This is a genomic window from Sphingopyxis sp. (assembly GCF_019459305.1).
Lineage (GTDB): Bacteria > Pseudomonadota > Alphaproteobacteria > Sphingomonadales > Sphingomonadaceae > Sphingopyxis.
Map to the genome: position 1 here is coordinate 14,652 of NZ_JAIBES010000015.1, position 24,642 is coordinate 39,293.

Below are 24,642 nucleotides of genomic sequence, written 5' to 3' on the forward strand. Positions count from 1 at the left end.
CACGATTCCTCAATCCTAGTTATTATATTTTCGCAAATCTGTGCACGATCATTCCGGCCAGCATGGCAACCACAAAGACAAGCGCAGGACCTGTCGCGAGCGCCAGATCGGCAATTGCTGGACCGGGACATAGCCCACCAATTCCCCAGCCTGCGCCAAAGAGGACAGCACCGATTGCAAGCTTGCTGTCAATCTTGCTCGTTCCCGGTAGATCAAATGTATCGCAGGCAACCGGCTGCGCCATGCGTTTCTGGAAGACCCAAGCGATCGCCATCGGGAGGATGGCTCCGCCCATGACAAAGGCGAGTGTTGGGTCCCAGTTTCCTGCAATGTCGAGAAACGCCTGGACGCGGGCAGGATCTGACATACCGGAATAAGCAAGCCCCGCACCGAATAGCAGGCCAGACATCAAGGCAATGACGTGGCGCGCCATATTATGATTTCCCACGCGTCGAAAGGCCGAATGGCAAATATAGCGGGCAGGTTCCGAAAAGGCTGGTTAGCGCAAAAGCGACGGCGCCAATCCCGAGCACGATCGCCAAGGTTCCAGAAAGAAGGCCCATGAACCATGCCGCAGCGATCGCAGCGACAACAACCAGACGGAGCAGACGGTCTAAGCGGCCCATATTATTCATCGCCGTGTCCTCTCAATTTTGGAGTACATTCAAACATCTTAATCACAGTATTCCGGCGGCGCGCATCACGCCCACCGTTGCCAAGCCGCTTCCCATGAACATTGCGGTTGCGGCTAACGATCGTCTGGAAAGCCGCGACAAACCGCACACACCGTGACCGCTTGTGCACCCGGAGCCCATCCGCGTTCCGAAACCCACCAGCAAACCTCCAATCACAAGCGGTAGCGGTGATGCCGGAAAGCTGACGGCGACTGGGCCGTTGAAGAACGCGACGAGCGCGGCACCAAGCGGCAAGCCGATAATGAAGGCGATTGCGATCCCGCGCGGCGCGCCGGTATCCGCTATTCCTGTCGCCCGCGCCGCCATGCCGCTTACCCCGGCAATGCGGCCCAAGCCCAAAAGCATGATCGCCGCAGACACGCCTATCAGGATTCCGCCGATCAGCCCCTCAACAGGCATCGCTTGAGGAAAGCCGGGCAGCATCAGAGAACATCCAACGGGATTTTGAGGAAGCGCGTTCCGTTGGCTTCCGGCTCAGGCAAATGGCCCGCGCGTATGTTGACCTGGATCGATGGCAGGATCAGCTTGGGCATTGACAGGGTTGCGTCGCGAGCATCGCGCATCGTCACAAAGTCGTCCTCGCTTACGCCTTCGTGGACATGAACATTACCGACCCGCTGTGCGCCAACGGTTGTTTCCCAGGCAAAATTGTCACGACCGACCGCTTTGTAGTCATGGCAATGGAACAGCCTTGTCTGGTCGGGTAGCTCCATTAGGCGGCGGATCGAACGAAAAAGCATCCGCGAGTCACCACCAGGAAAGTCAGCGCGCGCGGTCCCGTAATCCGGCATGAATAAGGTGTCACCCGTAAACACTGCGTCGCCAACGACATAAGCAAGGTCGGCGGGAGTATGGCCGGGAAGGTGAAGAACGGTCGCTTTGATCTCACCAATATGAAACTGGTCTCCGTCTTCAAAAAGATGGTCAAATTCAGAGCCGTCTCGTGCGAACTCTGTGCCCTCGTTGAAAATTTTTCCGAACACACTTTGAACGTGGATAATCTCACGACCGATGGCGATTTTGCCGCCGAGCTTGTTCTTTAAATAGGGGGCAGCGGACAGGTGATCGGCGTGCGCGTGCGTTTCGAGAAGCCAATCAACCGCAAGGTCCTTCTCCCCAGCATAGGCAATGATTGCGTCTGCCGAAGAGAAGGACGTGCGACCCGAAGCGGCGTCATAGTCGAGCACGCTATCGATGATAGCAGCCCGCTTGCTCTCGGGATCGTGGACGACATAGCTGACCGTATTGGTCGGCTCGTCGAAAAATGATTTGATAACGACGCTATCCGACGGCGTTGCCGCAATCTGCGCTGATGCTTGCTGAATTACCGAGTCGGTCACCAGTATCTCCTGATTAATTCATGTTTACATAAACTATGTAATATACTATCTACGCTGCGTCAATAGGATCGCGATGACAGCAAATCGAAAAAGCAGGATGACATTATGACCGAGGCAATTGTGCAGTCGATTTCGCCGATAAGGATGGGGGATAAAGCTCCCGATTTTCGGGCGCGAACGACGATGGGAGAGAAATCGCTCGCTGATTTTCGTGGGCAGTGGCTCATTTTTTTTTCGCACCCAGCCGATTTCACTCCGGTCTGCACTACTGAGTTTCTGGCTTTGGCAAGGGCCGTGGATCGGTTTGAAGCGGCGGGATGTGCACTACTCGGCCTCTCTGTGGACAGCCTCTATTCCCATCTGGCTTGGGTCCGCGCGATTGAAGATCAGCATGGGATAAAAATACCGTTTCCCATAGTTGAAGACCCGAGCATGGCAGTGGGCCGCGCCTATGGCATGATCGATGAGACAGCCGTTGATAGTACAGCGATCCGCTCAAGCTATTTTATCGACCCCGAAGGCGTTGTGCGGGCATCAACATGCTATCCGCACAATGTTGGCCGCTCGGTTGCTGAAATGCTGCGACTGCTCTGCGCATTGCAAGCCGTTTCCGACGGCAAGGGGCTTACACCTGAAGGTTGGCAAAACGGTGACCCATTGCTTGCTCTTCCGGCAGCTACGCTCTCAGAGATGCTCCCTGGGCAGGGCTGGTTTTGTCAGAAAGTCGAAACCAAATGAAGGCGCTCTTTGAGAGCCGTGCCCATGCCGTGGTCGCTGCAGACAAACTTAAAGTCTATGCACAGCCGCAAAGGCTAATGATCCTATCCTGCCTTCTGCGCGGCGAGCATACGGTGAGTGAGATTGATGCTGTAACGGGCATAGGTCAACCCGCGCTTAGTCAGCAACTGGCCGAACTGCGCCGAAACGAACTTGTTAGAACGCGTCGGGTGTCGAAACAGATTTGGTATGATCTTGCTGATGACAAAGTGCGTCTCTGCGTGCGCAGCATGGAAGTCATACTGGGCGATAACCACGATCTCGAAGTCGCATTGGGTGAGGTAATCACTTCCCCTCCTTTGAAAAAGGACATCAAACGTCCGGCTGGAGCAGCCAGTTTTGTCAAAATTCTCTGATCGAGCGCTCGGCTTGAAGCTGTTGATGCCGCAAATGAGCAAGCGCTGCATTCACGTGCAACACGTGCCCAATGGAGGGTGGCGCAGGAAGCTTTTGGCCCCTTTGCTGATCAGCGCATTTCCAGCACATGCGTCCGCTTCTGAACCTGATACCGAATATTGGGCGGGTGTGTCCGCTTCGGGTTCGATAGGCGGTCACTGGCTTGGCTCGGCAGAAATATCGGTCCGTTCTGATGATGCGCAGATGCGGCAACCCACGACCGTTCTCCGGCCAATGATTGGCTATCAATTGCATAAGAATGCAAGTGTGTGGATAGGCTATACCAGAGTTGAGCAGCATCCTGACAACGGTTCGCAGATTGCGGAAAATCGGTTGTCCCAACAGGTGAGTTTGAACTTGGGGAAAATTGGCAATGCTCATTTTTCTGCGAGAACGCGGATCGAGCAACGGTCTTATGAGAAGGTTCATGGCACTGCTTGGCGTATCCGGCAGCAACTCAGGCTGGCGATGCCTCTTCAGTCTGACCGGGCTAGCTTCATCATATCGACAGAGCCATATTTTACGCTCCGTACAAATATCTCAGGCAGCAATAGCGGGTTAGAGCAATGGAGAAATTTCATCGGCGTCAATGTCCCCGTGACGAAAAGCGTAGCGCTCGAAGCTGGATATCTCAATCGGTACATCAAACGCCGCAACGCGCCGAACCGGGTCGACCACATTTTCCCCGTCACTCTTTCGTATCGCTTTTGATGGCCATTGCGAAGAACGTGATGGGCATAGCAAGGCGGCCCTGGAAAGGAGAGTGATGATGCCATTCACCAACCACAAAGACCGGGAAGGGGTTGTTTCCGAACTGCATCTGCGCCGAATGCCTGCGTTGGCAGCGCCGTTGCGGATGATTCAGATATTGCGGGTTGTAGCATCTGATGATCGGGCGGTTGAGGCCTTGCATGTCGCGGCCATGCCGATCGCGCAAACACATATCAGACAAAGTGACCGCCATGTTGATGGTTGCAGCAACGAGGGTATCGAATTTCTTTGGGAGCAGCAAAGCGAAGCAAGCACAGCAACAATCATTCTTCCGGGTGCCGGCATACACCCATTTGTTGTAGCAGAGCATGAAAATGCTGCGATGAACTGGCTATATGAAGCGCCCGGTGAAGTGCTTCGCGCCATTCGTATCGAGATTGTCGAAGATGACCTAATAGCGGACGCCATAATAAACGAAGACATTTTCGAGCGGGACAATCTGGTGAGTTGCCGCGTACCTGGCGGAGCGCGCTTCTGGTCGGACTTCAAACTCGGCCAAGATGGATTCGGCCGTTTGCTGGTCGCCGCCAACGGTATGTCAGCCTTCGATCTGGGCAGGGCTGTGCAACGCTTTCAGGAATTGGGGAATTATCGCAACCTGGCTCTGCTGGGGTTAAAAGTAACGCAGACGAACAGCCCTGAACTAGCCGTCCGTGAGGCTAAGTTGCTTGAGATTAGCGAAAAGATCGTGGTCGCCGACCACGACGACCTGCTCCTTGACGCACTCATCGATCTTGCCGCGCGCACGACTGCTCTGAATGCGCAAACAGCGTACAGGATGAGTGCCACAGAGGCATATAGCGAAGTCGCGCTGCACCGATTGCACGCACTGCAGGCCGAACCCATAGCGGGTTATCAAACGCTGGCGGGCTTTACCGAAAGGCGGCTGCTCCCCGCTGTAAAGACATGCCGCTCGTTTGGGATCAGGCTTGAATCATTGGCACAGCGTATTGAACGAGCAACTGCGCAGCTCAGAACGCGAATAGAAATGCGCATTCAAAATCAAAATAGCGAGATGCTTGCGTCGATGAACGAGAGCTCTGCGCGCCAGTTGAAACTTCAGCATCTGGTGGAAGGCCTGTCGGTGGTTGGTGTAAGCTATTATGTGGTGGGGCTCATCGCCTATATGGTCAAAGCTGTTGACCCAGTGTTAGTGGGTATTGATTCCAACCATATCGTAGCATACGCGACGCCCGCAGTTATTATGGTTGCGTGGTTCTATCTGCGTCGCCGCATGAACAGGACGCGATGATGGTTAGAAAAGCGGCGGTAACGGGACACCATTTAGACGTTTTCAGCGATCAGTACCGAAGCATCCAAGCCCCACGCCGGGATTTTTCCGTCATTGGTAAAAAAACAGGTCGCGATACCGCATTTTTAGAAAATACGGAACGCAGCCCAGCTTCAGCTTTTGCGTGTCTCCACCAAACCAGCTGTTTGAATGATCCAAAACGCTTTGCCACCGCCCATGTCACCAAAACGTCTCCGCGCCTCGGTGTTTGGGGAGTAACAGCTGTGGGTGATTTCAAACCCGAACATGTGGCTGAAGAACCCGCCCCAATGCTGCCGGTTCACCAGAAGATAACGGAACATCTCGCCGCCGAGCGCACTTTTCTCGCATGGATAAGGACATCGGTAGCGATCATCAGCCTTGGCTTTGTAGTAGCCAAATTCGGCTTGTGGCTGCATGAGCTTGCGAGCCGATTTGACCCAGACCTTAAAACGTCGGGAACAGGAGCATCACTACCCATCGGGGTCAGCATGATGGTTTTTGGTAGTCTAATTGCCATATTGGCTGCGTGCCATTTCTTTTTGATCGAGAGGGCAATCGAGCGCGGCGACTTTAAATCCAACCGGCAAATGGTCATTGGGACGTCAGCCGGGATCGTCCTGCTATCGGTCGCCATCATTGGCTATCTTGTACTCACAACAGTCTATTTATAATCGATAGAGGGTGGCGCCCTATCTCGTGGCGTTCTGTAGGTCTGGTGCCACATGGAATAAACCGATTAACTTTGTGCGCGATAGGCCTTGAGGCCACCAGCTATATATTTCGCATTTTTATATCCCATTGCTCGCAGGGTGTCAGCGGACAGCGCGCCGCGATTGTTGGCATTGCAGTAGCACAGGATGGTCGTATCAAGATCGGGCACTACGCCTTCAATGTTCATTTCAAGTTTACCCCGGCTCACGTTGACTGAACCTGCGATATGATCAGCTTGGTGCTCCTCGCTGTCTCTGATATCGACGAGCACAGCTCCGTGAGCGACAAGATCGCTGACATCCTCGGCTGCAACGCCCGACACACGAGCCTGCGCTGCATCAGCGAGATCCTGAAATTTTTGAGTGTAGGCCATTATTGCTCCGTCTTCGTTCGTGTCGTGGAAAGTGCGCGCTATTAGACTGAACCGAACTCCCAACGTCAACTGCACAACGCGGATTAGGGATCGATATATGCGAGTGTGGCCGAATTAGCCAAATACTGCAATTGAAGCACGAATGTTGCGCCCCTCAGTCACACCTTTCATCCTTTAGGCCGGGGATTATCAGACGACTTTGGTTTGCCTTTGCTGATCAATATTGCCTCGTTTTATCCGCCGCATGGCATAAAGGATATGAAAATAGTTAAAAGGCACACGCAATGGCTCTTCAACAGGCAACGATCAAACTCGGGATAGTAGAGAATCTTCCTCAATTTGCTTTGCTCGTCGTTATAAACGCATTTGTCGGGGGGATGATCGGTATCGAACGATCAATCCTACCAACGCTCGCCGAAGTCGAGTTTGGCTTAGCCGAGCGAACCGCGATCTTGTCGTTCATCGCAGTATTTGGCGTCACCAAGGCCTTCTCCAATTACGTCGCCGGGCGGCTAGGGGACAGATGGGGCCGCAAGCCAGTTCTGATCGCTGGCTGGATCATTGCTGCACCTGTGCCGTTTCTGCTGATGTGGGGTCCCACCTGGACCTGGATTATTGTAGCAAATGTTTTCTTGGGCGTCAGTCAAGGTCTTACTTGGTCCACCGCAGTCATCATGAAGATCGATCTTGCGGGCCCAAAAAATCGCGGCCTTGCAATGGGACTCAATGAATTTGCGGGATATTTCGCAGTCGCTGCCTCGGCTTGGGCTACGGGCTATATCGCCGTTCGATATGGCCTGCGGCCCGAACCCTTTTATCTCGGCGTCGGCTTCGTCGCCGCAGGCCTGCTACTGTCGATCCTCGCGGTTCGCGAGACCCGGTCGCATATCGCAGTCGAAGTTGCGTCGCATGTTGCGGATACGGATGGCCAATATAGCGAAGCCGAGATATTCAAACAGACGACTTGGCGTGACCGAAATCTCTCCTCGGCTACGCAAGCGGGGTTAGTCAACAATCTGAACGATGGCATGGCTTGGGGTCTGTTCCCGCTCATTTTTGTGGCAGCTGGGCTGAATCTGTCGCAAATTGGCATCCTCGCTTCAATCTATCCGGGGGTTTGGGGCGTCGCTCAATTGATTACTGGAAGCCTATCTGATCGTATTGGCCGCAAATGGCTTATTGCTGCAGGCATGTGGGTCCAGGCTGGTGGCATCTTGGTCACGGCGCTATCGGCTGGTTTTGGGCTATTTGCTGTTGGTGCAGTACTCTTGGGTCTCGGGACTGCGATGGTCTATCCGACTTTGCTTGCCAGCATCGGCGATATCGCCCACCCGTCGTGGCGCGGGTCTGCGGTTGGCGTATACCGGCTATGGCGCGACCTTGGTTACGCCTTCGGTGCGGTGATTGCAGGCGTTGTTGCCGACTATTTCGGGCTATCGATGGCTGCCATCGTCGTTGCCAGTCTTACCTTCCTGTCTGGTTGCATTGTGGCAATCCGGATGAGCGAGACGCTGCGCACGCCAGCGCATTAGGCTTTGGCCGGCACCAGCAAGGCCTTGGCGGGCATCATGACACCCGAAGTTGGCTTGTAGTATTGAGCAAACAGCGCCAGCAGTTCCTTCTCGATCCGCAAGCGCAACCCAACATCCTCCTCAGCAAGGTGGCTTGCAAATGCCATCGATGACATAACAAACCGAACAGCATCGTCGGGGGAGGCGTTTGCGCCACCGATGGGAAGTAGCCCAATCCATTCGATGATCTCAGCATCTTCGAATCCACCGGAAAGCAATATCTCCCTCAAATAATCACGCTCTCCATAGGCAAATGGACCTGGGGCACGTGGCTCGGTTGGGGGAAGATCAATATGCGATCGCACCACGCCTATCATCTCCATCATCCAGGCGTTTTCCTTGGGGAGCGCCCAGACGGCGAGATCGATTTTGCCGCCCAGCTTGACCATCTCATGAAGATTGAAAAAGGCAGCCTTTGGTTCGCCAAAAAACATGCTTCCAAACCGCGAGAACAGGCGGTCAAATGGTGCTTGCTCGAGTTTTGCTGTCGCTGCATCCGCGCAGATAAAGCTCGTGTTGTTGGCGTGGACCTTTTCCGCGCGCGTGCGCGATGCTTGAATCAGGACCGGCGAGATATCGAGGCCTGTTACGAATCCACTTGATCCGACTTCTTGCGCGATCGCAATTGTCGTTCCGCCTCCTCCGCACCCGACGTCAAGGACGTGTTCGCCGGGCTTGAATGCCGCATGATCAAGAAGCGCTGTTCCAATCGGTGCAATCATGCTCTCGAACCGGTCCAGATTGGCAAGCCATTTGACCCCCATTTCACCGGCCCAATCTTCAGCCTTTAGTTCATCAGGCGCATGTAGATCGGATTGTTGCATTTGAATGGAACCTCAAAGTTAAACCTATGTTACGAATCTGCTATAAAAAGTGAGTTAGCAAGGTAATTTGCATTGAGACAATCGAGGGAACGCCTACGATCAATCCAAAATGTAACATTAAGGAGCCTTCAAAATGAAATCGCGAGCTTTTCTTATCCTTGCCTCCATTGCTGCGGTTTCGGCCGCACCGCTCACTGCATCTGAGGGTAGCTTTAAAAAGGGACCAGTATTCACCGAATTCGGACCCGTCGCACCCGTGGAAGGCGCATTGACCGTTCCATCCACAACTGCGTTCAAAGTGGCGTTTGATGTCGCCGCACCAGCAGACGCTGGGAAGCTCAATCGGACAATTGAAAGCGCTGCACGCTTTATCAATATGCATGTAGCGGCCGGCATCGACGAAAAAAATATCGATCTGGCCATTGTAGTGCATGGCGGTGCCGCGCTCGACTTGACGACGGCTAATTTTTATTCCGCGAAAAAGGACGGTGCTCAAAACGGAAATATCGAAGCGATACGCCAGCTCCAAGCACACGGGGTCAAGCTCTACCTTTGCGGTCAGAGTGCAGCCGCACATGGTATTGCAAAGTCCGATCTCCTACCCGGTGTGGAAATTTCGTTGTCAGCAATGACGGCGCATGCTGTGTTACAGCAGCAAGGATATACGCTAAACCCGTTTTGAGCGAATATGGTGCATCTGGTCAAAGGCTAGCCGACCGGGCAGTTATAAATTCCATCACTTCCTCGCTTGGCCGAGACCTGAATTTTATTGGTATCGCCCATTCCTATTGTCAGCACCGTCTCCATCCGTTGAAGAGCGCTGGTGCCAGGTCGTTTGGGAAACAGCGGCGGACCGATTGGCAAGGGTAGGGATATTGTCGTTCCTACTACATCCTCAAAACGCGCAAGCGAGGCTTCAGCAAGGCGCGACCAAATCATCGTCCGGCCAAGCGTATAAGTGCGTCTGCACCATGCCAGCAAGGAATTGGGGTCGGCAAACAGACTGTTGATGGCGGAGCTGAACCCTGCACTATCTCCGAAACCGACCAGGCGTCCCAGCCCGCTAGCAAGCAATTTGCGGGCTTGAACATAGGGCGTCGAGACTATTGGCTTGCCCAATCCCACCGCATAAGCGAGCGTGCCTGATGTCACCTGCGCCCAGTTGAGTTACGGCGTCACGTAAACATCGGCGGCGGCAAAATAATCGAGCACGTCTTCGGTATTGAAAAAGGCATCGATGAAGCGAACATAGTTTGTCATGCTCAGGTCTTCGGCGAGCGCAATCAGGGACTCTCGATAGGACTAGCCATTTTGCGCGATGCAATGCGGATGCGACGTACCAAGGACAAGATAAAGTGCGCCGGGATTTCGCGCGATAATATCCGGCATCGCAGCGATCATCGTCTCGATTCCTTTCCCGAGCGAAAGCAAGGCGAAGGTCAGGATCACATCGCAAGTTTCAAGGCCCAGCTTCACCTTCATCGATGTAGTAGATGTGAATGGCCTGTCCGGTATCCCGTGAGGAACGACCACGACTTGATCCGGGTCTGCTCCATAGGGTTCGAGTAGAATCATCCGCGCGGCATCAGCCATGACGATGATCGTCTCGCAACCGTCCATCAGCGCCAGCGTTACACGCCTCTAGTCAGGATCAGGCTCGGCCAGAACGGTATGAAGCGCGACTGCTACTGGCACCTTCATCCGGCCTATCAGGGACAGGATATAATCACCTGCTCTGCCGCCAAATATGCCGAACTCGTGCTGAATCCAGATCATATCAGCGCCGCTCGCCGTAATGCCGCGGGCGGCGCGTGCATAGGACGCCAACTCATCTTGGTTTATCAACCCACTGATGCGATCTGGGTAAGCATAATGTTTGCCCGGATCGTTCAGCGCCCAGATATCGACCTTAATGTCGGGATAGCGCAGTGCCATCGCTTGGGAGACATCAGTGGTATAAGTCGCGATGCCACACCGCCGCGGGAGATGGTTGCCGATCAACGCGATATGCCTTACGCGATTGCGGTCTGGAACAGAGATTTCGAATGCTAGTCTAGGTTCCTGAGCAGGCGGCGTAGTTTTCATTGGCTAGTCGTTCGAAGAATTGCGGTTTTGCTACCTTTCGCCTTGGCCTTTTGCAGCCAACCCAACCATTCCTGATAGCGAGGTCGTTCGCCCACAATCCGTATTGGCACGTATTTGCTAGCGTCGAGCCATGCATGCTTCAACATGCCTTGTTCTGGGTTGCCCGCATCACGTCCATTGGCTCAGCGCCGTAGCCGGGCGACCACAGTGACAAAGAAGGCCGCTGACCAGCCGAGTAGCAGAACGCCGTTGACTCCTTCAATCGCCCCGACAACGCGTCAACGTTTAACCATGTCGGCATCGTCGAAACCGATCCCGGCATAGGTGATCGTTGAGTAATACGCCGCAGCCTCAAGATCAGCGACCGCCCCGAGCAGCAGATAGACAGCGCCGTAAAGCCAATTCTCGATGCCGTGAAGCGTGAACAGCGCCAATACGATTGCGAGAATGAGAACAGCATGTCGAAGCGAGAAATGGTGATGTGCTTCGGTTTTGCTCGGATCGAACCGCAAAACTCTGGCAAGCATGGCAATGCCAGCGCCATGCATCAGTACGGTGAGCACCACCATCACCGTTGCAAGGGCCAGCTGATCAAACATCCAGCGCTATGGTTTCGCGCAACTGTTCATTCCGAAAATGGAGTAAGCCGGACATCGCCCGACCAAGCCGGTCACCAGGGGAATGAGTCCGATCCAGCCAAGCTGGGTCTGCGGGCCAATGAAGACCAGCGCAATCGACGAGTGGAACAGCGCATCCTGTATCCGTATTGTCCCTGATGTAGCTCACTCTTTGGTCCGACTAGACTTCAATCCTATTCAACAGCCACCTCTCCAAGGTCGGCTTGCTAGGAGACAGAAATTGAAATCGGTACTTCTTCACGTTCAAGACGATGATGGCATGGAATCGCGTTTACAAACAGCATTGTCAATTGTCCGATCTTCAAACGGGCATCTTTCATGTCTGCATGTTACCCCGATCAACGCCTATGTCGCTTTTGATAATTTCGGCGGTACGTTCGTGATGAATGACATCATGAAGGCGCTTGAAGAGCAAGAAGCCAGAATGAGGTCCAAGATTGAAGCGCATCTGACCCATGAGGACGTTGCTTGGTCCTATGATCAGACAACTTCGGACGCTACCCACGCGCTGGTCAGTCACGGAGCACTCGCTGATATCATCATCGTCGGAAGGTCGCGCCACAGCCAAATCGCAGCCTATCCCGCCTTGGCCATGTTTGGTGACTTATTGAAGGCGTCACGCACACCCATCTTGGTGCAACCTGAAGGAAACAAAGGCTTGGACCCGGTTGGCACGGCGGTTGTCGCGTGGAACGGCAGTTTCGAAGCCGGTAACGCTCTGCGCGCTGCACTACCGCTTTTGCAGCAGGCGTCCGCTGTACATATTGTCGCAATCGACGAAGCAAAAGATCTCGATTTTCCGTCGCTCGATGCGTCTGAATATCTTTCTCGTCACAATATTTCGTCGGAAGTGATTAGTGACAGCAAGGGTTCGTATACGGTTGCCGAGAAACTTGTCGCGACGGCTCAGACACTCGATGCCAGCTATCTGGTCATGGGGGCTTACGGTCATAGCCGCGCACGCGAATACTGGTTCGGGGGTGTAACGCGAAGCACGCTTGTTGAATGTCCGGTTCCGCTTATCCTGTCGCGCTAGAGCAAACAATCAGTTCAGAGGCCATCGGCATGAAACCATTGGAAGTCCTCTTTCACGGGGCAGCAGGAACCGTCACCGGCTCGTGTTTTGAAATTCGAAGTGAAAGCAAAGTCATCATTATCGACTGCGGGATGTTTCAGGGCACGCGCACGCTGGAGGCGCTCAACCATGAGAAGCTACCCTTTGACGTGTCGGCAGTCACTGCAGTTATCCTGACCCATGCCCATCTCGACCATAGCGGACGATTGCCCTATCTGGTCGCAAGCGGATGTAGGGCCCCTATCTGGACCACTGAACCAACCGCCGACATCATTGAGCCCCTGTTGCTGGACTCAGCAAAACTCCAAGTGGCCGATGCAGAGCGTCGCAACCAGAGACCGGATCGGTTGGGGTTTGCTCCCTTTGTGCCGCTTTACACTGCTGACGATGTAGCCACATGTCTCGGTCAGACTCGTGAAGCCATGTATCGTACTTGGAACGACCTTGGCGATGGTGATGGCTTCCGGCTTTGGGATGCCCGACACATTGTTGGATCGGCATCGGTTGAACTTAGACTGTCCGGCGTGCGGATATTGTTCTCGGGCGATATTGGCGGTGGGTCTGCTATACCGTGTCCATCGGTCGAACTGGGTGGTTATGACCATATCATTTGTGAATCCACTTATGGCAACCGCCACCGCGCGCCCGTTTTGATTAGCGACCGCCGCGAACAGCTTGCTGTACATGTCGAGGACGTGCTGAAGCGCGGGGGTAATCTTTTGATCCCGGCCTTCGCGGTTGAACGGACACAGGTTATTCTGGAGGACCTTGCTTCGCTGTTTGAAGCGAAGCGACTGGGCTCGATTAGTGTCTTCGTCGACTCCCCGCTTGCCGAGCGTATCACACGTGCAACGTTGCGGCATCGACACGGTGGTTTTGATCTGATCGATCATCCCAATATCAGGTTCGTGCATGATACCGCAGAATCGAAGAAGTTGAACAGCATAACCGGCGCAGTGATCATAGCCGGGTCGGGAATGTGCCAAGGCGGGCGCATCCGGCACCATTTGCTTCACAATTTGCCTCATCCCAAGGCACGGGTGTTGTTTGTTGGCTTTCTCGCTCATGGGACGCTTGGTGCTGTCTTGCGAGATGGCGCCCATCATGTTCGGATTTCTGGAAATGACGTTCCGGTTCGTGCCGAGGTCAAGGCACTTGAGTCCTATTCGACACATGCAGATCGTTCGGCACTGCTTGAGTGGCTGATAGCACGCGCGCCAGTTTCCGGTTCTATTTTTCTTGTCCACGGCGAAAATGAGTCACTCTCAACCTTGGCAAATGATGTCAGGGCGACGACTGGTTTTGGTGCGGTGATCATCCCTGAGCTTGGCAGCGCTTGGGAACTAAGGCCTGGGCGGGTCGCTCAAAATGTCGGAGCACCACGCGCTGATGCCAAAGCTCTAATCGCCCCGCAGGATTGGGTTTCTGGTCTCGCCGACATTGAATCCGGCCTTGGAGACAGGCTGCGTGCTTTGCCCTCCGATGCTGCTCGCGAACGCGCTGTCGCGTCGATCCAGCGCGCGCTCGAACGCGTTGAGGGACAATAAAGGGTTTCACATAGGGATGGTTCCCGATTTTGCAGGGCCAGAAACTTGGTCAGACACGCACGATTAGGTTGAAACCAGATCGCCCTCAAGATCAAGGAGAATAGTCATGAAGACCGACAGTCAATTGCAACAGGACGTGGTGGATGAACTGCAATGGGAACCGCGCGTCGACCACGCCAATATCGGTGTTGCCGCCTAGGATGGCGTTGTAACGCTGTCCGGCTTTGTCGCCAGATATACCTCCAAAATTGCCGCCGAAAAGGCCGCGCGTCGCGTCAAGGGTGTGCGCGGCCTTACTGAAGAAATCGAGGTTCGCTTACCGAGTGACCCCAAGGCATCTGACCCAGAAATTGCCAAACGCATTGCTGACATGTTCGACTGGAGTGTAACAATCCATCGGGACATGATCGCGGTGAAGGTTGAGCATCGTTGGGTTACACTGAGCGGCACGGTAGATTATCACTTCCACCGCCAGTCAGCCAAAGATCTTGCGTCACGCATCACCGGCGTCAAAGGCGTGACCAACCTTGTCGAAGTCAAGACGCGTCCGTCGCCGAGCGATGTGAAGGATCGGATTGTGGCCGCGTTCAAGCGCAATGCCGATCTGGACGCGAGCACGATCACCGTTATGACCGATGGCAGTACCGTCAGGCTCGGTGGCCAAGTCCACGCTTGGTACGAGCGCCAGATTGCAGAGCGTGCGGCTTGGGCTGCTCCAGGCGTTAATCGCATTGAAGACAACATCACCGTTATCTAACTTCCGATTTTTCTTCATTCGATACGAGGGGAAGGGGCGGGCCGCACTCATCAACGCGTGCGGGCCCATATATATCTATGGGGGTTCCGGTGGGGCGATCGAGAGCGGGATTGCGGCTTTCGCCCATATTGGGATCACAGCCGTAGATATCAGCACGATAGCCGTGTAGCGTCAAAGCAGGAGGTCGAGTCTATTGGTTGGAAGCGAAATGGGATTTAGCCACGCGGACTATCTAAGCGCGATGGTCGCCACGCTGCCCGAGGCGATGGTTGTGGTCAGCCCTGATCACCAAATTGTCGATGTGAACCCGGCCTGCCTCGCGATGCTTGGCGCCACCTCAGTTGACGATATCCCTAATCGCTCGCCACTGTCGATCATCGCTATTCGTAGCCTTCCCAAATTTCGCAATCATTTTCTGGCAATTCTCGGCAATGACACATCGGGCATTGGCGCACCGCTTTTAATGGAACTGAACACGCTCAACGGCGGTACCAAGCAGATTGAATGCCGCATGGCTCCCCTCAAAAGCTCTGAAGGTGACATCATCGCGGTTATCGCAACAGCCCGCGACGTGAGCCGCCGAGAGGAGGCGCTGAAAGCGGCGGCCGATGGCGCTGCACTATTACAAGCCATACTCGCAACGGTTCCCGATGCGATGGTCGTGATTGACGAGCATTGCCTGATTACTTCCTTTAGCGCCGCCGCAGAAAAGCTGTTTGGTTTCGCCGAAGCCGAGGTTCTGGGGCTCAATGTCAACATGCTGATGCCTGAGCCACACAAGACCATACATGATGGCTATATCCAGCGCTATCTTCAAACCAGCGAAAAACGGATCATTGGCATCGGGCGCACGGTCGAAGGGCAACGCCGCGACGGGACGGTTTTCCCGATGGAGCTATCCGTTGGCGAAGCGCGCACGGGTGAGCACCGTGCTTTTACTGGTTTCATCCGTGATCTGACCGAGCGCCATGCGACCGAGGCGCAGCTGAACAAGGTTCAATCCGAACTGATCCACGCGTCACGCCTCAGCGCGGTCGGCACGCTCGCCTCGGCCCTCGCCCATGAGCTTAACCAGCCGCTCACAGCCGTCGCCAATTATGTTTCCGCTGGGCGCGATATGGTCGGCGGGGACAAGCCTGAAACTCAAGAAACGCTACGCGAGGCCTTGGATGAGGCGGCGAAGGAGGCAATCCGTGCGGGGCAGATTGTGCGCCGCCTGCGCGATTTTGTGTCCAAAGGGGAACTCGATATGCAAAATTTGTCGCTCGGCAAGCTGATCAACGACGCGACCACGCTAGGTCTGGTCGGTGCACGTGAACAAGGAGTCGAATGGTGGATCGACATTGATCCCGACATCGACAATGTTCTGGCTGACCGCGTGCAAATACAACAAGTGATGGTCAATTTGATGCGCAATGCGATCGAGGCCATGCACAAATCTACGACCAAACATCTGACCGTGAGAGCGCGCGGACATAAACAAAATCAGGTTGATATTTCGGTATCGGATACCGGGCATGGCCTCTCTGATGAAATGGCAGGGCAATTGTTCCAACCCTTTGTCAGTTCTAAGGCACAGGGCATGGGCCTGGGCCTGTCGATCTGCCGCACTATCGTAGAAGCGCATGGCGGGAAACTGTCGGTCGCGCCCAATCCCGACGGCGGCACCATATTCCGTTTTACGCTAACGCGCGTTTCAAGGGAGAGCCAAAATGACGACTGAAAAACTAATACACATTGTCGATGATGATCATGCTGTCCGCCGGTCAGCAGCGTTTATGCTGAAGCACGCCGGCTACCGCGTGGCATCCTACATTTCGGGCGTCGCATTCCTGAAGGACGCAAAGCATGCCGAGCGCGGCTGCGTACTGCTTGACGTTCGCATGCCGGAAATGGACGGACTGGAAGTTTTGCAGGAAATGAACACGATCGGGATCGATATGCCAATCGTGATCCTCACCGGTCACGGCGATGTCGACGTCGCGGTCAAAGCGATGCGTGCCGGGGCGGTCAACTTTATCGAGAAGCCCTATGAAAAGGAAACTTTGCTCTATGCGATTGAGGAGGCCATTAGTCGGCTTGACCGAAATCATGACAAGGATTTGAAGGCTGGTGAAGCCAGGGTGCGTCTGGCAAGCCTTACCGGGCGTGAACATGATGTGCTCGACGGGCTAGTCGCAGGATATCCGAACAAAACCATCGCCTTTGATCTCGGGATTTCACCACGTACGGTCGAGATCTACCGAGCAAATATGATGGAGAAGCTCCGCGCGCGCAGTCTGTCCGAAGCGCTCCGTATTGCTTTTGCCGCTGAAGATGGTTCGGAACCGGTTCTGCATATCCCAAGCGTCTCTGCGACCTAGTTTAGCGCAGGCTTGGGATGGAAACGCAGTAGCGACGCAATGGCACACAACGATGTGAATAAATCGCGCTGTTGCGCCAATCACTGTTCAACCGATTGAATCGGCTATTCGGCTTTCGCAATCCACTTCACGGAACCGAAATACCTGTTTCTTGACACAAGCTATCGCGCGCTATTTTGTCTTGCCCAGCTCACAATTGATGCGGTCGACATCACACCGGACTGGCGTACAATTTCCTTGCCCTTGGAGAACAGGATCAGTGTGGGAAGAGAGCGAATGGCAAAACGAGCAGCGATTGTTTGTTCGGCCTCTGTGTCGAGCTTGCCCAGACGCATAAAGGGCTCAAGCTGCGCTGCAGCCTCAGCGAAAGCGGGCGCCATGTGCCGACAGGGGCCGCACCAGCCTGCCCAGAAATCGACGAGAAGTGGTATGTCGCTCTTGGAGGCATGGGCATCGAAGTTTGTGGGCGCCAAGACAACAGGCTGCTTGCCAAAAAGCATCGATCCACAGCGGCCACATTTACCCCCTGCATTGAGCTTCTCGCGTGGAACCCGGTTGAGCGTTCCGCACGCTGGGCAGGCAATATTTGTCGCGTTGGTTTGTGTCATGGATACAACTCTTATATGTCAACCGGGCACGCAGGAAGCCAAGTTAAAATCACAAAATGAAAGCGGGATACCATTGTCAACAATGCCTCGTTTCTGAAGTGGAGTAGCGCGTCGACAGTTCAACGCGCCAACATTGAGCTGCTCTCGTCGGTTTTCAACTTTTCAAGCCCGATCAGTTTGAGCGCCAAACTCTCATAAAAGGGCTCGCTTTCACCCTTTCGAATCTTGCGCAGAAAATACTTCTCGAACCCAATCTTTCCAAGATGCACCCATCGGCCGTGACCTGACCAGTTTCGATTGTGGGGGCGGTATCTGGGGCTCAGCGATAAAAGCGACCCCATTGTCGCCAAAATCGGCCAGGCACAATGCGTTCCAAGTCGCCTGTGCACTTGGCTCTTACCCGTTGACCAGCGACTCCAGATTATGGGCTATGGCAGTCGCCATGCTTTCGATCATGAAGCAGGTCTTGGGGACGCCGACTGGAACGGGTGTTGGTCCCGTTGGCGGTATTGCAACACAGACGCCAAGCGCGAAGATGTTGGGGAAGGTCTTGCTGCGCTGATACTCGTCAACCAGCACAAAGCCGCGAGGGCTGGTCAGGCCTTCAATGCCGAATATTGCCGGGATGCCGCGAAAGGCGGGGAGCATCATGGCATATTTGAAAGGCACGTCATGGGTCTTACAAACCGCGCCATCGGGTCCGATCTCATCGGCATGCAGCATGTTGGGTTCGACCGACGTAGTTTTCGCATTGGTTGTCCACTTTATGTGGCGTTCACGGAGTTCGCTTTCGAGCACGGATTTGGTATCACCGACACCGTCCAACCCGAGACGCCCGACATAGGGTTCGGGCGTCACCAAGGTGATCGGCACGCGGTCGCGGATTTCGCGGCGGCGCAGCTCAGTGTCGAGGATCATCACAAATTCATAGACCGGACCAAAACAGGATGCGCCCGGTGCCGCGCCAACGATGATCGGGCCGGGATCCTTGCAGAAGCTCTCAAACGCCTTTGCTGTGTCTTCGGCATGCGCCGTCTTGCAAACAGATACCGTGTAGCCGCCATCCAGGCCAAGGCCGGTAATTTCGTCAAAGGCAAGGTCAGAACCAGTCGCAATCACGAGATAGTCATAGGCGACTGATTGACCATCGTTGAGTTTAACGCGGTTCTCCGCTGAATGCAGTCGTTTTCCGCTAGGGGTTGTAAACGCGATCTTTTGTTTCTCGAAGACAGGGGAGAGTTTGACTTGCACGGCGTCGGACGTGCGCCAGCCGATCGCAACCCAGGGATTGGAAAGCAGGAAGGAGAAGCGTTCACTATCGGAGATCACCGACACATGCGCCTTGCCTTGAACCGCTTCCATTATTTCAAAGGCCGCAATCGTGCCGCCAAGGCCTGCGCCCAAGATGACAATACGCGGCAGTGCAGATTGGTTTGACATCGTTCATTGCCTTGATTGTTCGCCGCAGTGGCGATGATTGTCTGGCCTGCGCCAACGGCGTGCCCCCTGTAGGCCACCGGATGTCCGCACCCCTAATGGCAGCTAGCTGTCGAACCCTAGCGCAGGAAACAAGTACAATGACAGCCCCTTTTCTAGGAATGTGCGGACTCGGAGGAGGCGTTACGGCCCGCAATTCTTGCATCTGTCTCTAATAGTAGACACTATAGACGACCTGAAGAATCTCGCCGGTGGTCGTATTGACGAGCAGGGCGTCATCGCCATAGCGCACCCAAACATAACCCAGCGGCGGGATACGCAAATTGAAGAGCCAGAAGTCGCTTATCCAATAGGTCCGGGTCCAAAAAAGCGTCGGAAGGATGTCGCCGTAAATCCAGCGGTGAGAGTACCAGCCCTGCGGCCGGACATAGGTGTTCCAACGATAGCGTTGGGCCGACTGGTAGTTGTGGCGATACGTCTTTGGATCAGCTTCGCGTCGGCGCTGTTCAAGATTGGGGGGGCGCACCCCTGTCCGGTATGTGGGTGGCGTTCGGTCACGCGTCACCGGCGGAGTATCGCGATGACGCTGGGCATGAGCTGGCGGGGCGCTACTGCGCGGCAACGCTGGCGCGTTGCCACGCGACTTTTGCTGTCCTGACGGTTGCGCTTGGGCTTGCGCCGACAATAGAGCAGCAATTGCCAGAACAGCAAGTGAAGTTGTAACAGGTTTCATAGCTTTTCCTTAGTGCGTTGTGGAATGAGATTGGGTTCGAATTTACCAGCCCCGATGGAACTGCTGCAATTCTCGCACGGTTATCTGGCCGTCATCATTTCCGTCGGCGTCGAGATAGTTCATTTCGCCGAAGTTCATATATTCGGTGCGCGATACAGCGCCATTGCCATCACCGTCCATCAGCCTGAATCTCTCAGCTTTGCGGGATTGGGCTCGCTCTTCGGCGCGCTGCCGTTGGGGACTCTGCCCACTGCTTCTGGGACCCGGGCCGAGTCGAACCGCCTGAAATTCTTCAAGCCTGAATTCGCCATCGCCATTCGAATCAAGCGCTTTGAACGAGGAGTCATGCCATTGTTGAAACTCTGGCCGGCTGAGGCTGCCATCACGATCACGATCAAAGACACGGACGCGATCCTGTGTTCCAAGATAAACATTGTCCAGGTCCCGCAGGCGATCTTGATCAGGCGTCTGCATGCGATCCTGCACACGGTCGACTTGCCCTGCCGGAGGGGTCGGGCGAGAAGGCGCAGACCGACCGCCGCCTTGGCTCCATGCCGGGGCAGTCAGCGCAAATCCCATTACAGCGGCAAAGCTCACAACAGCTCTTTTTTTACGAACTGAAATCATCTGTTTTCTCCATTTAAGGGCATCACAAACTGCAGACCGCGCGAAGGAGCCGGAATTTGTAATTTCGGACTTAATCGATCTGAGCCATTGCTGCGCTTGATCGAATTCCTAAACTTCGTCTCACTGGAGCAGAGTTCGAGGGGGGGGGAGGTAAACAACCGCCCCAGCAAGACACCGCCGCTTTTAGCTGAGCCCAAATCATAATATATAAGGTTACATACGTAGTTTTGGCCCACGAATTATGTGGCATCTGGAGTGATATTCTTTGCCATCCAGCGCGATTGGAGTTTCTAATGTCCCACAGCGACCACATCCCTCAGGCCGGACGCATTCTTGTTTGGGATTTGCCACTGCGGCTCTTTCATTGGTTTCTTGTGGCAGCCATTGCTGTGGCATTTCTCTCAGCGGAAGAGGGTAGCGTGCTTAATCAGTGGCACATCGCGTCTGGATGGGTCGCTGCCGTTTTGATTGCTTTTCGCCTTGTATGGGGCTTTGTTGGAGGCGAGCACGCCCGTTTTTCAGGCGCGTTCAAAGGTGGCGGGCTTGCCGTCCATATCAAGGAGATGTTCCGCTTAAAGCCGGAGGCAACGCTTGGTCACAACCCGGTGGGCTGGATTGCGTCATTCCTTCTGATCGTCGTAAGCGGGATTACAATCGCAACGGGGGCTCAGCTTGTGACAGGCGGAGCGATGGCCAGTGAAGATCTCCACGAACTTGTCGGATGGAGCCTGCTGGCTCTCGTCGCGCTCCATGTCGCAGCGGTTGCTTTGATGTCAGTTCTGACGCGCGATAATCTGGTACGCGCGATGATTGTCGGTTCAAAGTCAGGCGCGCGCCATAGTGCATTTAAAAGCGCACGCGCACCATCACTTTTCGCCTATATGGCCGGGCTGGCAGCGATTGCGAGTGCAATTTGGGGTGTCATCACAATTGATCCACAGGCATTCATGCCGCGCACAACGGAAATGGCTGAGATTGAAAGTGGTGAGACTGATGAAGTAGAAATGCTCAGAGAAGAATCGTCTGTTGAGGAAGTAGACAAGTAAGGATCAAGATAAATTGTGTCTTTTCATCATTTTGACGAGAAATCATGACCAGTTCGGTTCTAAAGCGGCGAGGTTTGAGAGGAATACATATGTGTTATTATATAATGACAACGCTGCATAAAGAGTTTGATGAGGCCATCAATCTCACTGAGGCCGCACTCAAGGCTGAAGGGTTCGGCGTGATAAGCCGCATTGATATCCAACAAACGCTCAAGGCAAAGATCAGTGTTGATTTTAGACCTTATGTCATTCTCGGTGCCTGCAATCCTGCATTGGCGCATGAAGCGCTGCAGCTGGAAAGCAAAGTAGGGTTGATGCTCCCCTGCAATGTGATCGTACAGCAAGTGAAGGACGGCGAGATCGAAGTCGCCGCGATTGACCCGGTCGCCGCAATGCAAGCCATTGAGAACCCGGAATTGACTAAGGCTGCTGCTGAGGTTCGCGCAAAGTTGGCACGCGTAATCGACAGATTAGCGACCGATCAGACAACAGCTTTTGCCGAGCAATAAGAGTTTACGGCATTGTTCTACATCCTTTCAAACCACGAGCTGCGGCTCGCGTTCTTTGCTTTTTTTAATTTGCGATACAGCTTGATCACCTCGACGCTGATGACCAGGCACGCCGCAACTCTTGATCGCTTGAGCGATTTGGACTTCTGCAGCCCAAAGGAAGTCCAATGACGCCACAGAATTTTTATCGCGCAAAGCTAACCACGGCTGATGAGGCAATGGAGTGCGTCAGCTCCGGCATGAACCTAGCAATGGGAATGGCCGTCGCGGAGCCGCCTGCACTACTTGAAGCCTTGGCACGCCGGATCGAGGATGCAGGGATCGGCGATCTCAAATTATGGTACTTCCACTCTCTGGATGCCGCTGGCAATACAGTATTGCGGCGAGAGCTTCTCGATCGGCTGCGCCCGCACTGCATGTTTCTTAGCAGAATTGAGAGGGCGCTGATCAAGGATGATCCGTTGCTTGGCTCTTATGGACCGGTCGAATTTGTGCCGGTGGCGTTTAGTGCGTCGCCACAACTCCTGTCCGAGCGCGTGGACATTGACGCCTGCATCACCACCGTCTCGCCGATGGACCGCCACGGGTGGTTCACGTTCGGGACCAGCAACGACTATACGTCCACAGCCGCGCGCAGTGCACGGAGGCTCGTTGTAGAGGTTAACCCAGCCATGCCCCGAGTATTCGGGGACTCGCTTCTCCACGTTTCCGAAGTTGATGCAATCGTCGAAAACAATACCCCGCTCCCGGAGATTACAAACGGCACACCAAGCAAAGCAGAGTTGTCGATCGCCAAAATCATCGCAGGCATGATCGATGACGGAGCCTGCCTGCAAATGGGAATTGGCACGCTTCCCGCAGCGGTCTGCACCCTATTGGAAGGCCGTAAGAATCTAGGCATCCATACCGAACTGCTGACGCCAGCATTGGCAAAACTGATCCAGTGCGGCGCGGTTAGCAACAAGGCAAAGGCCACCTACAGGGGCCGGAGCGTATTCACGTTCGCGATGGGCGATGCATCCTTCTACGACTTCATTCACGACAATCCCGCAGTTTATTCCCTGCCGGTGAACATCGTCAATGATCCGAGGCATATCTCGAAGAACGACAACGTCGTTTCGGTGAACGGCACACTTCAGATCGACCTAGGCGGTGCCTGCAATTCGGAACATCTTTTGGGACGGCAGTACAGCGGCTCGGGAGGGCAGCTCGATTTCGTCAGGGGTGCAACTGCATCGAAAGGCGGGAAGTCGATCATCGCCTGCCAGTCGACCGCGCTAGGCGGCACCGTATCGCGCATCATCCCGATTCTCGACGGACCGGTCACCACGCCACGCAACGATACGCATATCATCGTCACCGAATATGGTTGGGCCGACCTTAAAGGCAAATCGATGAGCCAACGTGCCGATGCGCTGATTAGTTTGGCTCATCCCGGGTTCCGCGATGGGTTAGCCAACAGCGTGCGATAGCGTTCATATGTCCACAAGACGCGCCGGAGTGCTTGTTGCTGGCACAGCTAAAGACGCTGAATCCGGCGATCGCAAACACGCTCGAAGTGGCAGGCCTGCGCCAAGATGGGCTTGATCAACCGCAATTGTCACGACCGGCATACGCAAATAATGCTTCACCCCCATCGCCTGAACCTACCGGCGTCAACCGGTCTGTCATTCGGTTTTAGGTCCGGCCCTTAGACATCAAGAATTTCCACAAGGCCGGTATCAAGATCATAATAGGCCGCTACGACATTCAGCTTGCCCGCGCTGCTAGGGGCCGCGAATGCAGGGTCCGGCGTGTTTTTCAATCTCTTCGCGACGCGTTTTGCATGAATTCTAGCCGCCGTTTCAATCAGATCATCGCCTGGCTTGAGGTTCGCCTTTGCGTCAATCACGGAGGGTATGATTGGTTCTACCAAGGGACCAAGTGAACCCGGCAGGGCGACATTGTCCTTGAGGACGGCTGCTGCAGCCTTCACAGCCCCACACCGCTCATGACCGAGTACAACAACCAATGGTGCGCCTAACACCGATACACCGAATTCCACCGAGCCTATTCCCGCTGTATCCAGATAATTTCCGGCTGTACGCACAACGAACAATTCGCCTAATCCTGCTCCGAACAATTGTTCGGGGCCAACTCGCGAATCTGAACAACATAAAATCACGGCGAAGGGTGCCTGAGAAGCCGCAATCGCAGCGCGTCGTTTGACGGAAATGTCCGGTTGGGTTGGTTGGTCTGCCGCGAATCGGCGATTTCCTTCTTGCAACCGTTCAAGTGCCTGATTGGGGGTCAGCAGGGTCTTTCCATCTGCCTGAGGGACTGACGCCATTGGCGGCAGCAAAGCGCGCGGGTTTGATCCGGTCGCTGAGGCAGGGCTTGTTCCGAGCGCAAATGCGCTGCCGACGGCAGCAAATGAAGCGGCCGATACCATATTCCGTCGCGTCATTTCCATGGCATGTCTCCTAAATTACAGTGATAGTCGGTCG

The 24,642-nt window shown here is 54.6% G+C and carries 31 protein-coding genes and 1 pseudogene; 16 read left to right on the forward strand and 16 right to left on the reverse strand.

Translation table 11 applies throughout. The features are described 5' to 3' along the window. Positions 1 to 22 precede the first annotated feature (22 nt). From K0M74_RS01380 to K0M74_RS01395, 4 genes are read right to left on the reverse strand one after another with little or no spacing between them, the layout of a single operon-like run. The gene (locus K0M74_RS01380; protein WP_293967154.1) at positions 23 to 433 is read right to left on the reverse strand and encodes a DUF6691 family protein; all 411 of its coding nucleotides are present in this window, start codon (positions 431 to 433) and stop codon (positions 23 to 25) included. Between the two features lies 1 nt (position 434). Then, on the reverse strand, positions 435 to 635 hold the full coding sequence (locus K0M74_RS01385) for a DUF2892 domain-containing protein (RefSeq protein WP_293967155.1): 201 nt from the start codon (positions 633 to 635) through the stop codon (positions 435 to 437). Between the two features lie 42 nt (positions 636 to 677). Next, positions 678 to 1,118, reverse strand: coding sequence for a YeeE/YedE thiosulfate transporter family protein (locus K0M74_RS01390; RefSeq protein WP_293967157.1), 441 nt, complete (start codon positions 1,116 to 1,118; stop codon positions 678 to 680). Continuing rightward, positions 1,118 to 2,035: an MBL fold metallo-hydrolase gene (locus tag K0M74_RS01395; protein WP_293967159.1), complete on the reverse strand. Its 918-nt coding sequence runs from the start codon at positions 2,033 to 2,035 to the stop codon at positions 1,118 to 1,120. Before K0M74_RS01395 ends, K0M74_RS01390 begins: the two co-directional genes overlap by 1 nt. 105 nt (positions 2,036 to 2,140) lie before the next feature. Between K0M74_RS01395 and K0M74_RS01400 the strand changes: the two genes are divergently transcribed. Genes K0M74_RS01400 through K0M74_RS01420 form a run of 5 tightly spaced genes read left to right on the forward strand, consistent with a single transcriptional unit; the run spans position 2,141 to position 5,923 of the window. Further along, the gene (locus tag K0M74_RS01400) at positions 2,141 to 2,773 is read left to right on the forward strand and encodes a peroxiredoxin (RefSeq protein ID WP_293967161.1); all 633 of its coding nucleotides are present in this window, start codon (positions 2,141 to 2,143) and stop codon (positions 2,771 to 2,773) included. Beyond that, positions 2,770 to 3,168, forward strand: a complete 399-nt coding sequence (locus K0M74_RS01405; protein WP_293967163.1) for a metalloregulator ArsR/SmtB family transcription factor — start codon at positions 2,770 to 2,772, stop codon at positions 3,166 to 3,168. Before K0M74_RS01400 ends, K0M74_RS01405 begins: the two co-directional genes overlap by 4 nt. 13 nt (positions 3,169 to 3,181) lie before the next feature. Continuing rightward, positions 3,182 to 3,919, forward strand: coding sequence for a DUF2490 domain-containing protein (locus K0M74_RS01410; RefSeq protein WP_293967165.1), 738 nt, complete (start codon positions 3,182 to 3,184; stop codon positions 3,917 to 3,919). A 55-nt stretch (positions 3,920 to 3,974) separates the two neighbouring features. After that, positions 3,975 to 5,231, forward strand: coding sequence for a DUF3422 domain-containing protein (locus K0M74_RS01415; protein WP_293967167.1), 1,257 nt, complete (start codon positions 3,975 to 3,977; stop codon positions 5,229 to 5,231). Next, complete coding sequence (locus K0M74_RS01420) at positions 5,228 to 5,923, forward strand: DUF202 domain-containing protein (RefSeq protein WP_293967168.1); 696 nt, start codon at positions 5,228 to 5,230, stop codon at positions 5,921 to 5,923. Before K0M74_RS01415 ends, K0M74_RS01420 begins: the two co-directional genes overlap by 4 nt. 65 nt (positions 5,924 to 5,988) lie before the next feature. On the opposite strand, the gene K0M74_RS01425 is transcribed toward K0M74_RS01420, so the two are convergent. Next, positions 5,989 to 6,336, reverse strand: a complete 348-nt coding sequence (locus K0M74_RS01425; RefSeq protein ID WP_293967170.1) for a rhodanese-like domain-containing protein — start codon at positions 6,334 to 6,336, stop codon at positions 5,989 to 5,991. A 284-nt stretch (positions 6,337 to 6,620) separates the two neighbouring features. On the opposite strand from K0M74_RS01425, the gene K0M74_RS01430 reads away from it, so the two are divergent. Beyond that, positions 6,621 to 7,868, forward strand: coding sequence for an MFS transporter (locus K0M74_RS01430; protein WP_293967172.1), 1,248 nt, complete (start codon positions 6,621 to 6,623; stop codon positions 7,866 to 7,868). Here K0M74_RS01430 and K0M74_RS01435 read toward each other — a convergent pair. Then, positions 7,865 to 8,731 (reverse strand): class I SAM-dependent methyltransferase, encoded by an 867-nt coding sequence (locus K0M74_RS01435; protein WP_293967173.1) that lies wholly within the window; start codon positions 8,729 to 8,731, stop codon positions 7,865 to 7,867. The genes K0M74_RS01430 and K0M74_RS01435 overlap by 4 nt on opposite strands. A 133-nt stretch (positions 8,732 to 8,864) precedes the next feature. Between K0M74_RS01435 and K0M74_RS01440 the strand changes: the two genes are divergently transcribed. After that, the gene (locus K0M74_RS01440; RefSeq protein WP_293967175.1) at positions 8,865 to 9,413 is read left to right on the forward strand and encodes a DsrE family protein; all 549 of its coding nucleotides are present in this window, start codon (positions 8,865 to 8,867) and stop codon (positions 9,411 to 9,413) included. Positions 9,414 to 9,439: 26 nt separating this feature from the next. Here K0M74_RS01440 and K0M74_RS01445 read toward each other — a convergent pair whose 3' ends face one another. The 5 genes from K0M74_RS01445 to K0M74_RS01465 all read right to left on the reverse strand — a co-directional run bounded on the left by K0M74_RS01445 (position 9,440) and on the right by K0M74_RS01465 (position 11,583). After that, complete coding sequence (locus K0M74_RS01445) at positions 9,440 to 9,883, reverse strand: hypothetical protein (RefSeq protein ID WP_293967176.1); 444 nt, start codon at positions 9,881 to 9,883, stop codon at positions 9,440 to 9,442. A gap of 150 nt (positions 9,884 to 10,033) precedes the next feature. After that, positions 10,034 to 10,324 carry a hypothetical protein gene (locus K0M74_RS01450; RefSeq protein WP_293967178.1) on the reverse strand — a complete coding sequence of 97 codons (291 nt, stop codon included), beginning with the start codon at positions 10,322 to 10,324 and terminating at the stop codon, positions 10,034 to 10,036. 48 nt (positions 10,325 to 10,372) lie between these two features. Next, complete coding sequence (locus tag K0M74_RS01455; protein WP_293967180.1) at positions 10,373 to 10,666, reverse strand: hypothetical protein; 294 nt, start codon at positions 10,664 to 10,666, stop codon at positions 10,373 to 10,375. A gap of 428 nt (positions 10,667 to 11,094) precedes the next feature. Further along, positions 11,095 to 11,415, reverse strand: a complete 321-nt coding sequence (locus K0M74_RS01460; RefSeq protein WP_293967182.1) for a hypothetical protein — start codon at positions 11,413 to 11,415, stop codon at positions 11,095 to 11,097. Between the two features lie 6 nt (positions 11,416 to 11,421). Then, the gene (locus tag K0M74_RS01465; RefSeq protein ID WP_366932624.1) at positions 11,422 to 11,583 is read right to left on the reverse strand and encodes a DUF2892 domain-containing protein; all 162 of its coding nucleotides are present in this window, start codon (positions 11,581 to 11,583) and stop codon (positions 11,422 to 11,424) included. A 91-nt stretch (positions 11,584 to 11,674) separates the two neighbouring features. Here K0M74_RS01465 and K0M74_RS01470 point away from each other — a divergent pair, with 91 nt between their 5' ends. The 6 genes and pseudogenes from K0M74_RS01470 to fixJ all read left to right on the forward strand — a co-directional run bounded on the left by K0M74_RS01470 (position 11,675) and on the right by fixJ (position 17,196). Further along, a complete protein-coding gene (locus K0M74_RS01470; protein WP_293967184.1) occupies positions 11,675 to 12,490 on the forward strand; it encodes a universal stress protein in 816 nt (271 codons plus the stop codon). Continuing rightward, positions 12,460 to 14,076 carry an MBL fold metallo-hydrolase gene (locus K0M74_RS01475; protein ID WP_293967186.1) on the forward strand — a complete coding sequence of 539 codons (1,617 nt, stop codon included), beginning with the start codon at positions 12,460 to 12,462 and terminating at the stop codon, positions 14,074 to 14,076. The genes K0M74_RS01470 and K0M74_RS01475 overlap by 31 nt, the downstream gene beginning before the upstream one ends. Before the next feature lie 211 nt (positions 14,077 to 14,287). Continuing rightward, positions 14,288 to 14,380: pseudogene (locus K0M74_RS19775) on the forward strand (ornithine aminotransferase); the annotation flags it as partial. Continuing rightward, entirely contained in the window at positions 14,360 to 14,833 is a 474-nt protein-coding gene (locus K0M74_RS19780) for a BON domain-containing protein (RefSeq protein ID WP_366932625.1), read from the forward strand. The pseudogene K0M74_RS19775 and the gene K0M74_RS19780, both read left to right, overlap by 21 nt. Before the next feature lie 208 nt (positions 14,834 to 15,041). Beyond that, positions 15,042 to 16,556, forward strand: a complete 1,515-nt coding sequence (locus tag K0M74_RS01490; RefSeq protein WP_293967188.1) for a PAS domain S-box protein — start codon at positions 15,042 to 15,044, stop codon at positions 16,554 to 16,556. After that, on the forward strand, positions 16,546 to 17,196 hold the full coding sequence (gene fixJ, locus K0M74_RS01495) for a response regulator FixJ (protein ID WP_293967189.1): 651 nt from the start codon (positions 16,546 to 16,548) through the stop codon (positions 17,194 to 17,196). Before K0M74_RS01490 ends, fixJ begins: the two co-directional genes overlap by 11 nt. A 161-nt stretch (positions 17,197 to 17,357) precedes the next feature. Here fixJ and trxC read toward each other — a convergent pair whose 3' ends face one another. From trxC to K0M74_RS19785, 4 genes are all read right to left on the reverse strand, one after another. Beyond that, entirely contained in the window at positions 17,358 to 17,804 is a 447-nt protein-coding gene (gene trxC, locus K0M74_RS01500) for a thioredoxin TrxC (protein WP_293967191.1), read from the reverse strand. A 396-nt stretch (positions 17,805 to 18,200) separates the two neighbouring features. Then, positions 18,201 to 19,244: an FAD-dependent oxidoreductase gene (locus K0M74_RS01505; RefSeq protein ID WP_366932620.1), complete on the reverse strand. Its 1,044-nt coding sequence runs from the start codon at positions 19,242 to 19,244 to the stop codon at positions 18,201 to 18,203. A gap of 208 nt (positions 19,245 to 19,452) precedes the next feature. After that, complete coding sequence (locus tag K0M74_RS01510) at positions 19,453 to 19,974, reverse strand: RcnB family protein (protein ID WP_293967193.1); 522 nt, start codon at positions 19,972 to 19,974, stop codon at positions 19,453 to 19,455. Between the two features lie 42 nt (positions 19,975 to 20,016). Beyond that, entirely contained in the window at positions 20,017 to 20,601 is a 585-nt protein-coding gene (locus tag K0M74_RS19785) for a hypothetical protein (RefSeq protein ID WP_366932621.1), read from the reverse strand. 293 nt (positions 20,602 to 20,894) lie between these two features. On the opposite strand from K0M74_RS19785, the gene K0M74_RS01520 reads away from it, so the two are divergent. The 3 genes from K0M74_RS01520 to K0M74_RS01530 all read left to right on the forward strand — a co-directional run bounded on the left by K0M74_RS01520 (position 20,895) and on the right by K0M74_RS01530 (position 23,628). Beyond that, positions 20,895 to 21,647, forward strand: coding sequence for a cytochrome b/b6 domain-containing protein (locus tag K0M74_RS01520; RefSeq protein WP_293967197.1), 753 nt, complete (start codon positions 20,895 to 20,897; stop codon positions 21,645 to 21,647). 104 nt (positions 21,648 to 21,751) lie between these two features. Then, positions 21,752 to 22,156, forward strand: coding sequence for a DUF302 domain-containing protein (locus tag K0M74_RS01525; protein ID WP_293967199.1), 405 nt, complete (start codon positions 21,752 to 21,754; stop codon positions 22,154 to 22,156). A gap of 167 nt (positions 22,157 to 22,323) precedes the next feature. Next, entirely contained in the window at positions 22,324 to 23,628 is a 1,305-nt protein-coding gene (locus tag K0M74_RS01530; RefSeq protein WP_293967200.1) for an acetyl-CoA hydrolase/transferase C-terminal domain-containing protein, read from the forward strand. A gap of 218 nt (positions 23,629 to 23,846) precedes the next feature. Here the strand turns inward: K0M74_RS01530 and K0M74_RS01535 are convergent, their stop codons facing one another. Beyond that, positions 23,847 to 24,608 (reverse strand): carbonic anhydrase, encoded by a 762-nt coding sequence (locus K0M74_RS01535; RefSeq protein ID WP_293967201.1) that lies wholly within the window; start codon positions 24,606 to 24,608, stop codon positions 23,847 to 23,849. Positions 24,609 to 24,642 lie beyond the last annotated feature (34 nt).

Bases quoted from the DNA above. Each gene is read 5' to 3' on its own strand.
- K0M74_RS01380 (WP_293967154.1), bottom strand. From the start codon at position 433: ATGGCGCGCCACGTCATTGCCTTGATGTCTGGCCTGCTATTCGGTGCG.
- K0M74_RS01385 (WP_293967155.1), bottom strand. From the start codon at position 635: ATGAATAATATGGGCCGCTTAGACCGTCTGCTCCGTCTGGTTGTTGTC.
- K0M74_RS01390 (WP_293967157.1), bottom strand. From the start codon at position 1,118: ATGCTGCCCGGCTTTCCTCAAGCGATGCCTGTTGAGGGGCTGATCGGC.
- K0M74_RS01400 (WP_293967161.1), top strand. From the start codon at position 2,141: ATGACCGAGGCAATTGTGCAGTCGATTTCGCCGATAAGGATGGGGGAT.
- K0M74_RS01405 (WP_293967163.1), top strand. From the start codon at position 2,770: ATGAAGGCGCTCTTTGAGAGCCGTGCCCATGCCGTGGTCGCTGCAGAC.
- K0M74_RS01415 (WP_293967167.1), top strand. From the start codon at position 3,975: ATGATGCCATTCACCAACCACAAAGACCGGGAAGGGGTTGTTTCCGAA.
- K0M74_RS01420 (WP_293967168.1), top strand. From the start codon at position 5,228: ATGATGGTTAGAAAAGCGGCGGTAACGGGACACCATTTAGACGTTTTC.
- K0M74_RS01425 (WP_293967170.1), bottom strand. From the start codon at position 6,336: ATGGCCTACACTCAAAAATTTCAGGATCTCGCTGATGCAGCGCAGGCT.
- K0M74_RS01430 (WP_293967172.1), top strand. From the start codon at position 6,621: ATGGCTCTTCAACAGGCAACGATCAAACTCGGGATAGTAGAGAATCTT.
- K0M74_RS01435 (WP_293967173.1), bottom strand. From the start codon at position 8,731: ATGCAACAATCCGATCTACATGCGCCTGATGAACTAAAGGCTGAAGAT.
- K0M74_RS01440 (WP_293967175.1), top strand. From the start codon at position 8,865: ATGAAATCGCGAGCTTTTCTTATCCTTGCCTCCATTGCTGCGGTTTCG.
- K0M74_RS01450 (WP_293967178.1), bottom strand. From the start codon at position 10,324: ATGGCTGATGCCGCGCGGATGATTCTACTCGAACCCTATGGAGCAGAC.
- K0M74_RS01455 (WP_293967180.1), bottom strand. From the start codon at position 10,666: ATGGCACTGCGCTATCCCGACATTAAGGTCGATATCTGGGCGCTGAAC.
- K0M74_RS01460 (WP_293967182.1), bottom strand. From the start codon at position 11,415: ATGTTTGATCAGCTGGCCCTTGCAACGGTGATGGTGGTGCTCACCGTA.
- K0M74_RS01475 (WP_293967186.1), top strand. From the start codon at position 12,460: ATGTCCGGTTCCGCTTATCCTGTCGCGCTAGAGCAAACAATCAGTTCA.
- K0M74_RS01490 (WP_293967188.1), top strand. From the start codon at position 15,042: ATGGGATTTAGCCACGCGGACTATCTAAGCGCGATGGTCGCCACGCTG.
- fixJ (WP_293967189.1), top strand. From the start codon at position 16,546: ATGACGACTGAAAAACTAATACACATTGTCGATGATGATCATGCTGTC.
- trxC (WP_293967191.1), bottom strand. From the start codon at position 17,804: ATGACACAAACCAACGCGACAAATATTGCCTGCCCAGCGTGCGGAACG.
- K0M74_RS01505 (WP_366932620.1), bottom strand. From the start codon at position 19,244: ATGTCAAACCAATCTGCACTGCCGCGTATTGTCATCTTGGGCGCAGGC.
- K0M74_RS01510 (WP_293967193.1), bottom strand. From the start codon at position 19,974: ATGAAACCTGTTACAACTTCACTTGCTGTTCTGGCAATTGCTGCTCTA.
- K0M74_RS19785 (WP_366932621.1), bottom strand. From the start codon at position 20,601: ATGATTTCAGTTCGTAAAAAAAGAGCTGTTGTGAGCTTTGCCGCTGTA.
- K0M74_RS01520 (WP_293967197.1), top strand. From the start codon at position 20,895: ATGTCCCACAGCGACCACATCCCTCAGGCCGGACGCATTCTTGTTTGG.
- K0M74_RS01525 (WP_293967199.1), top strand. From the start codon at position 21,752: ATGACAACGCTGCATAAAGAGTTTGATGAGGCCATCAATCTCACTGAG.
- K0M74_RS01530 (WP_293967200.1), top strand. From the start codon at position 22,324: ATGACGCCACAGAATTTTTATCGCGCAAAGCTAACCACGGCTGATGAG.
- K0M74_RS01535 (WP_293967201.1), bottom strand. From the start codon at position 24,608: ATGGAAATGACGCGACGGAATATGGTATCGGCCGCTTCATTTGCTGCC.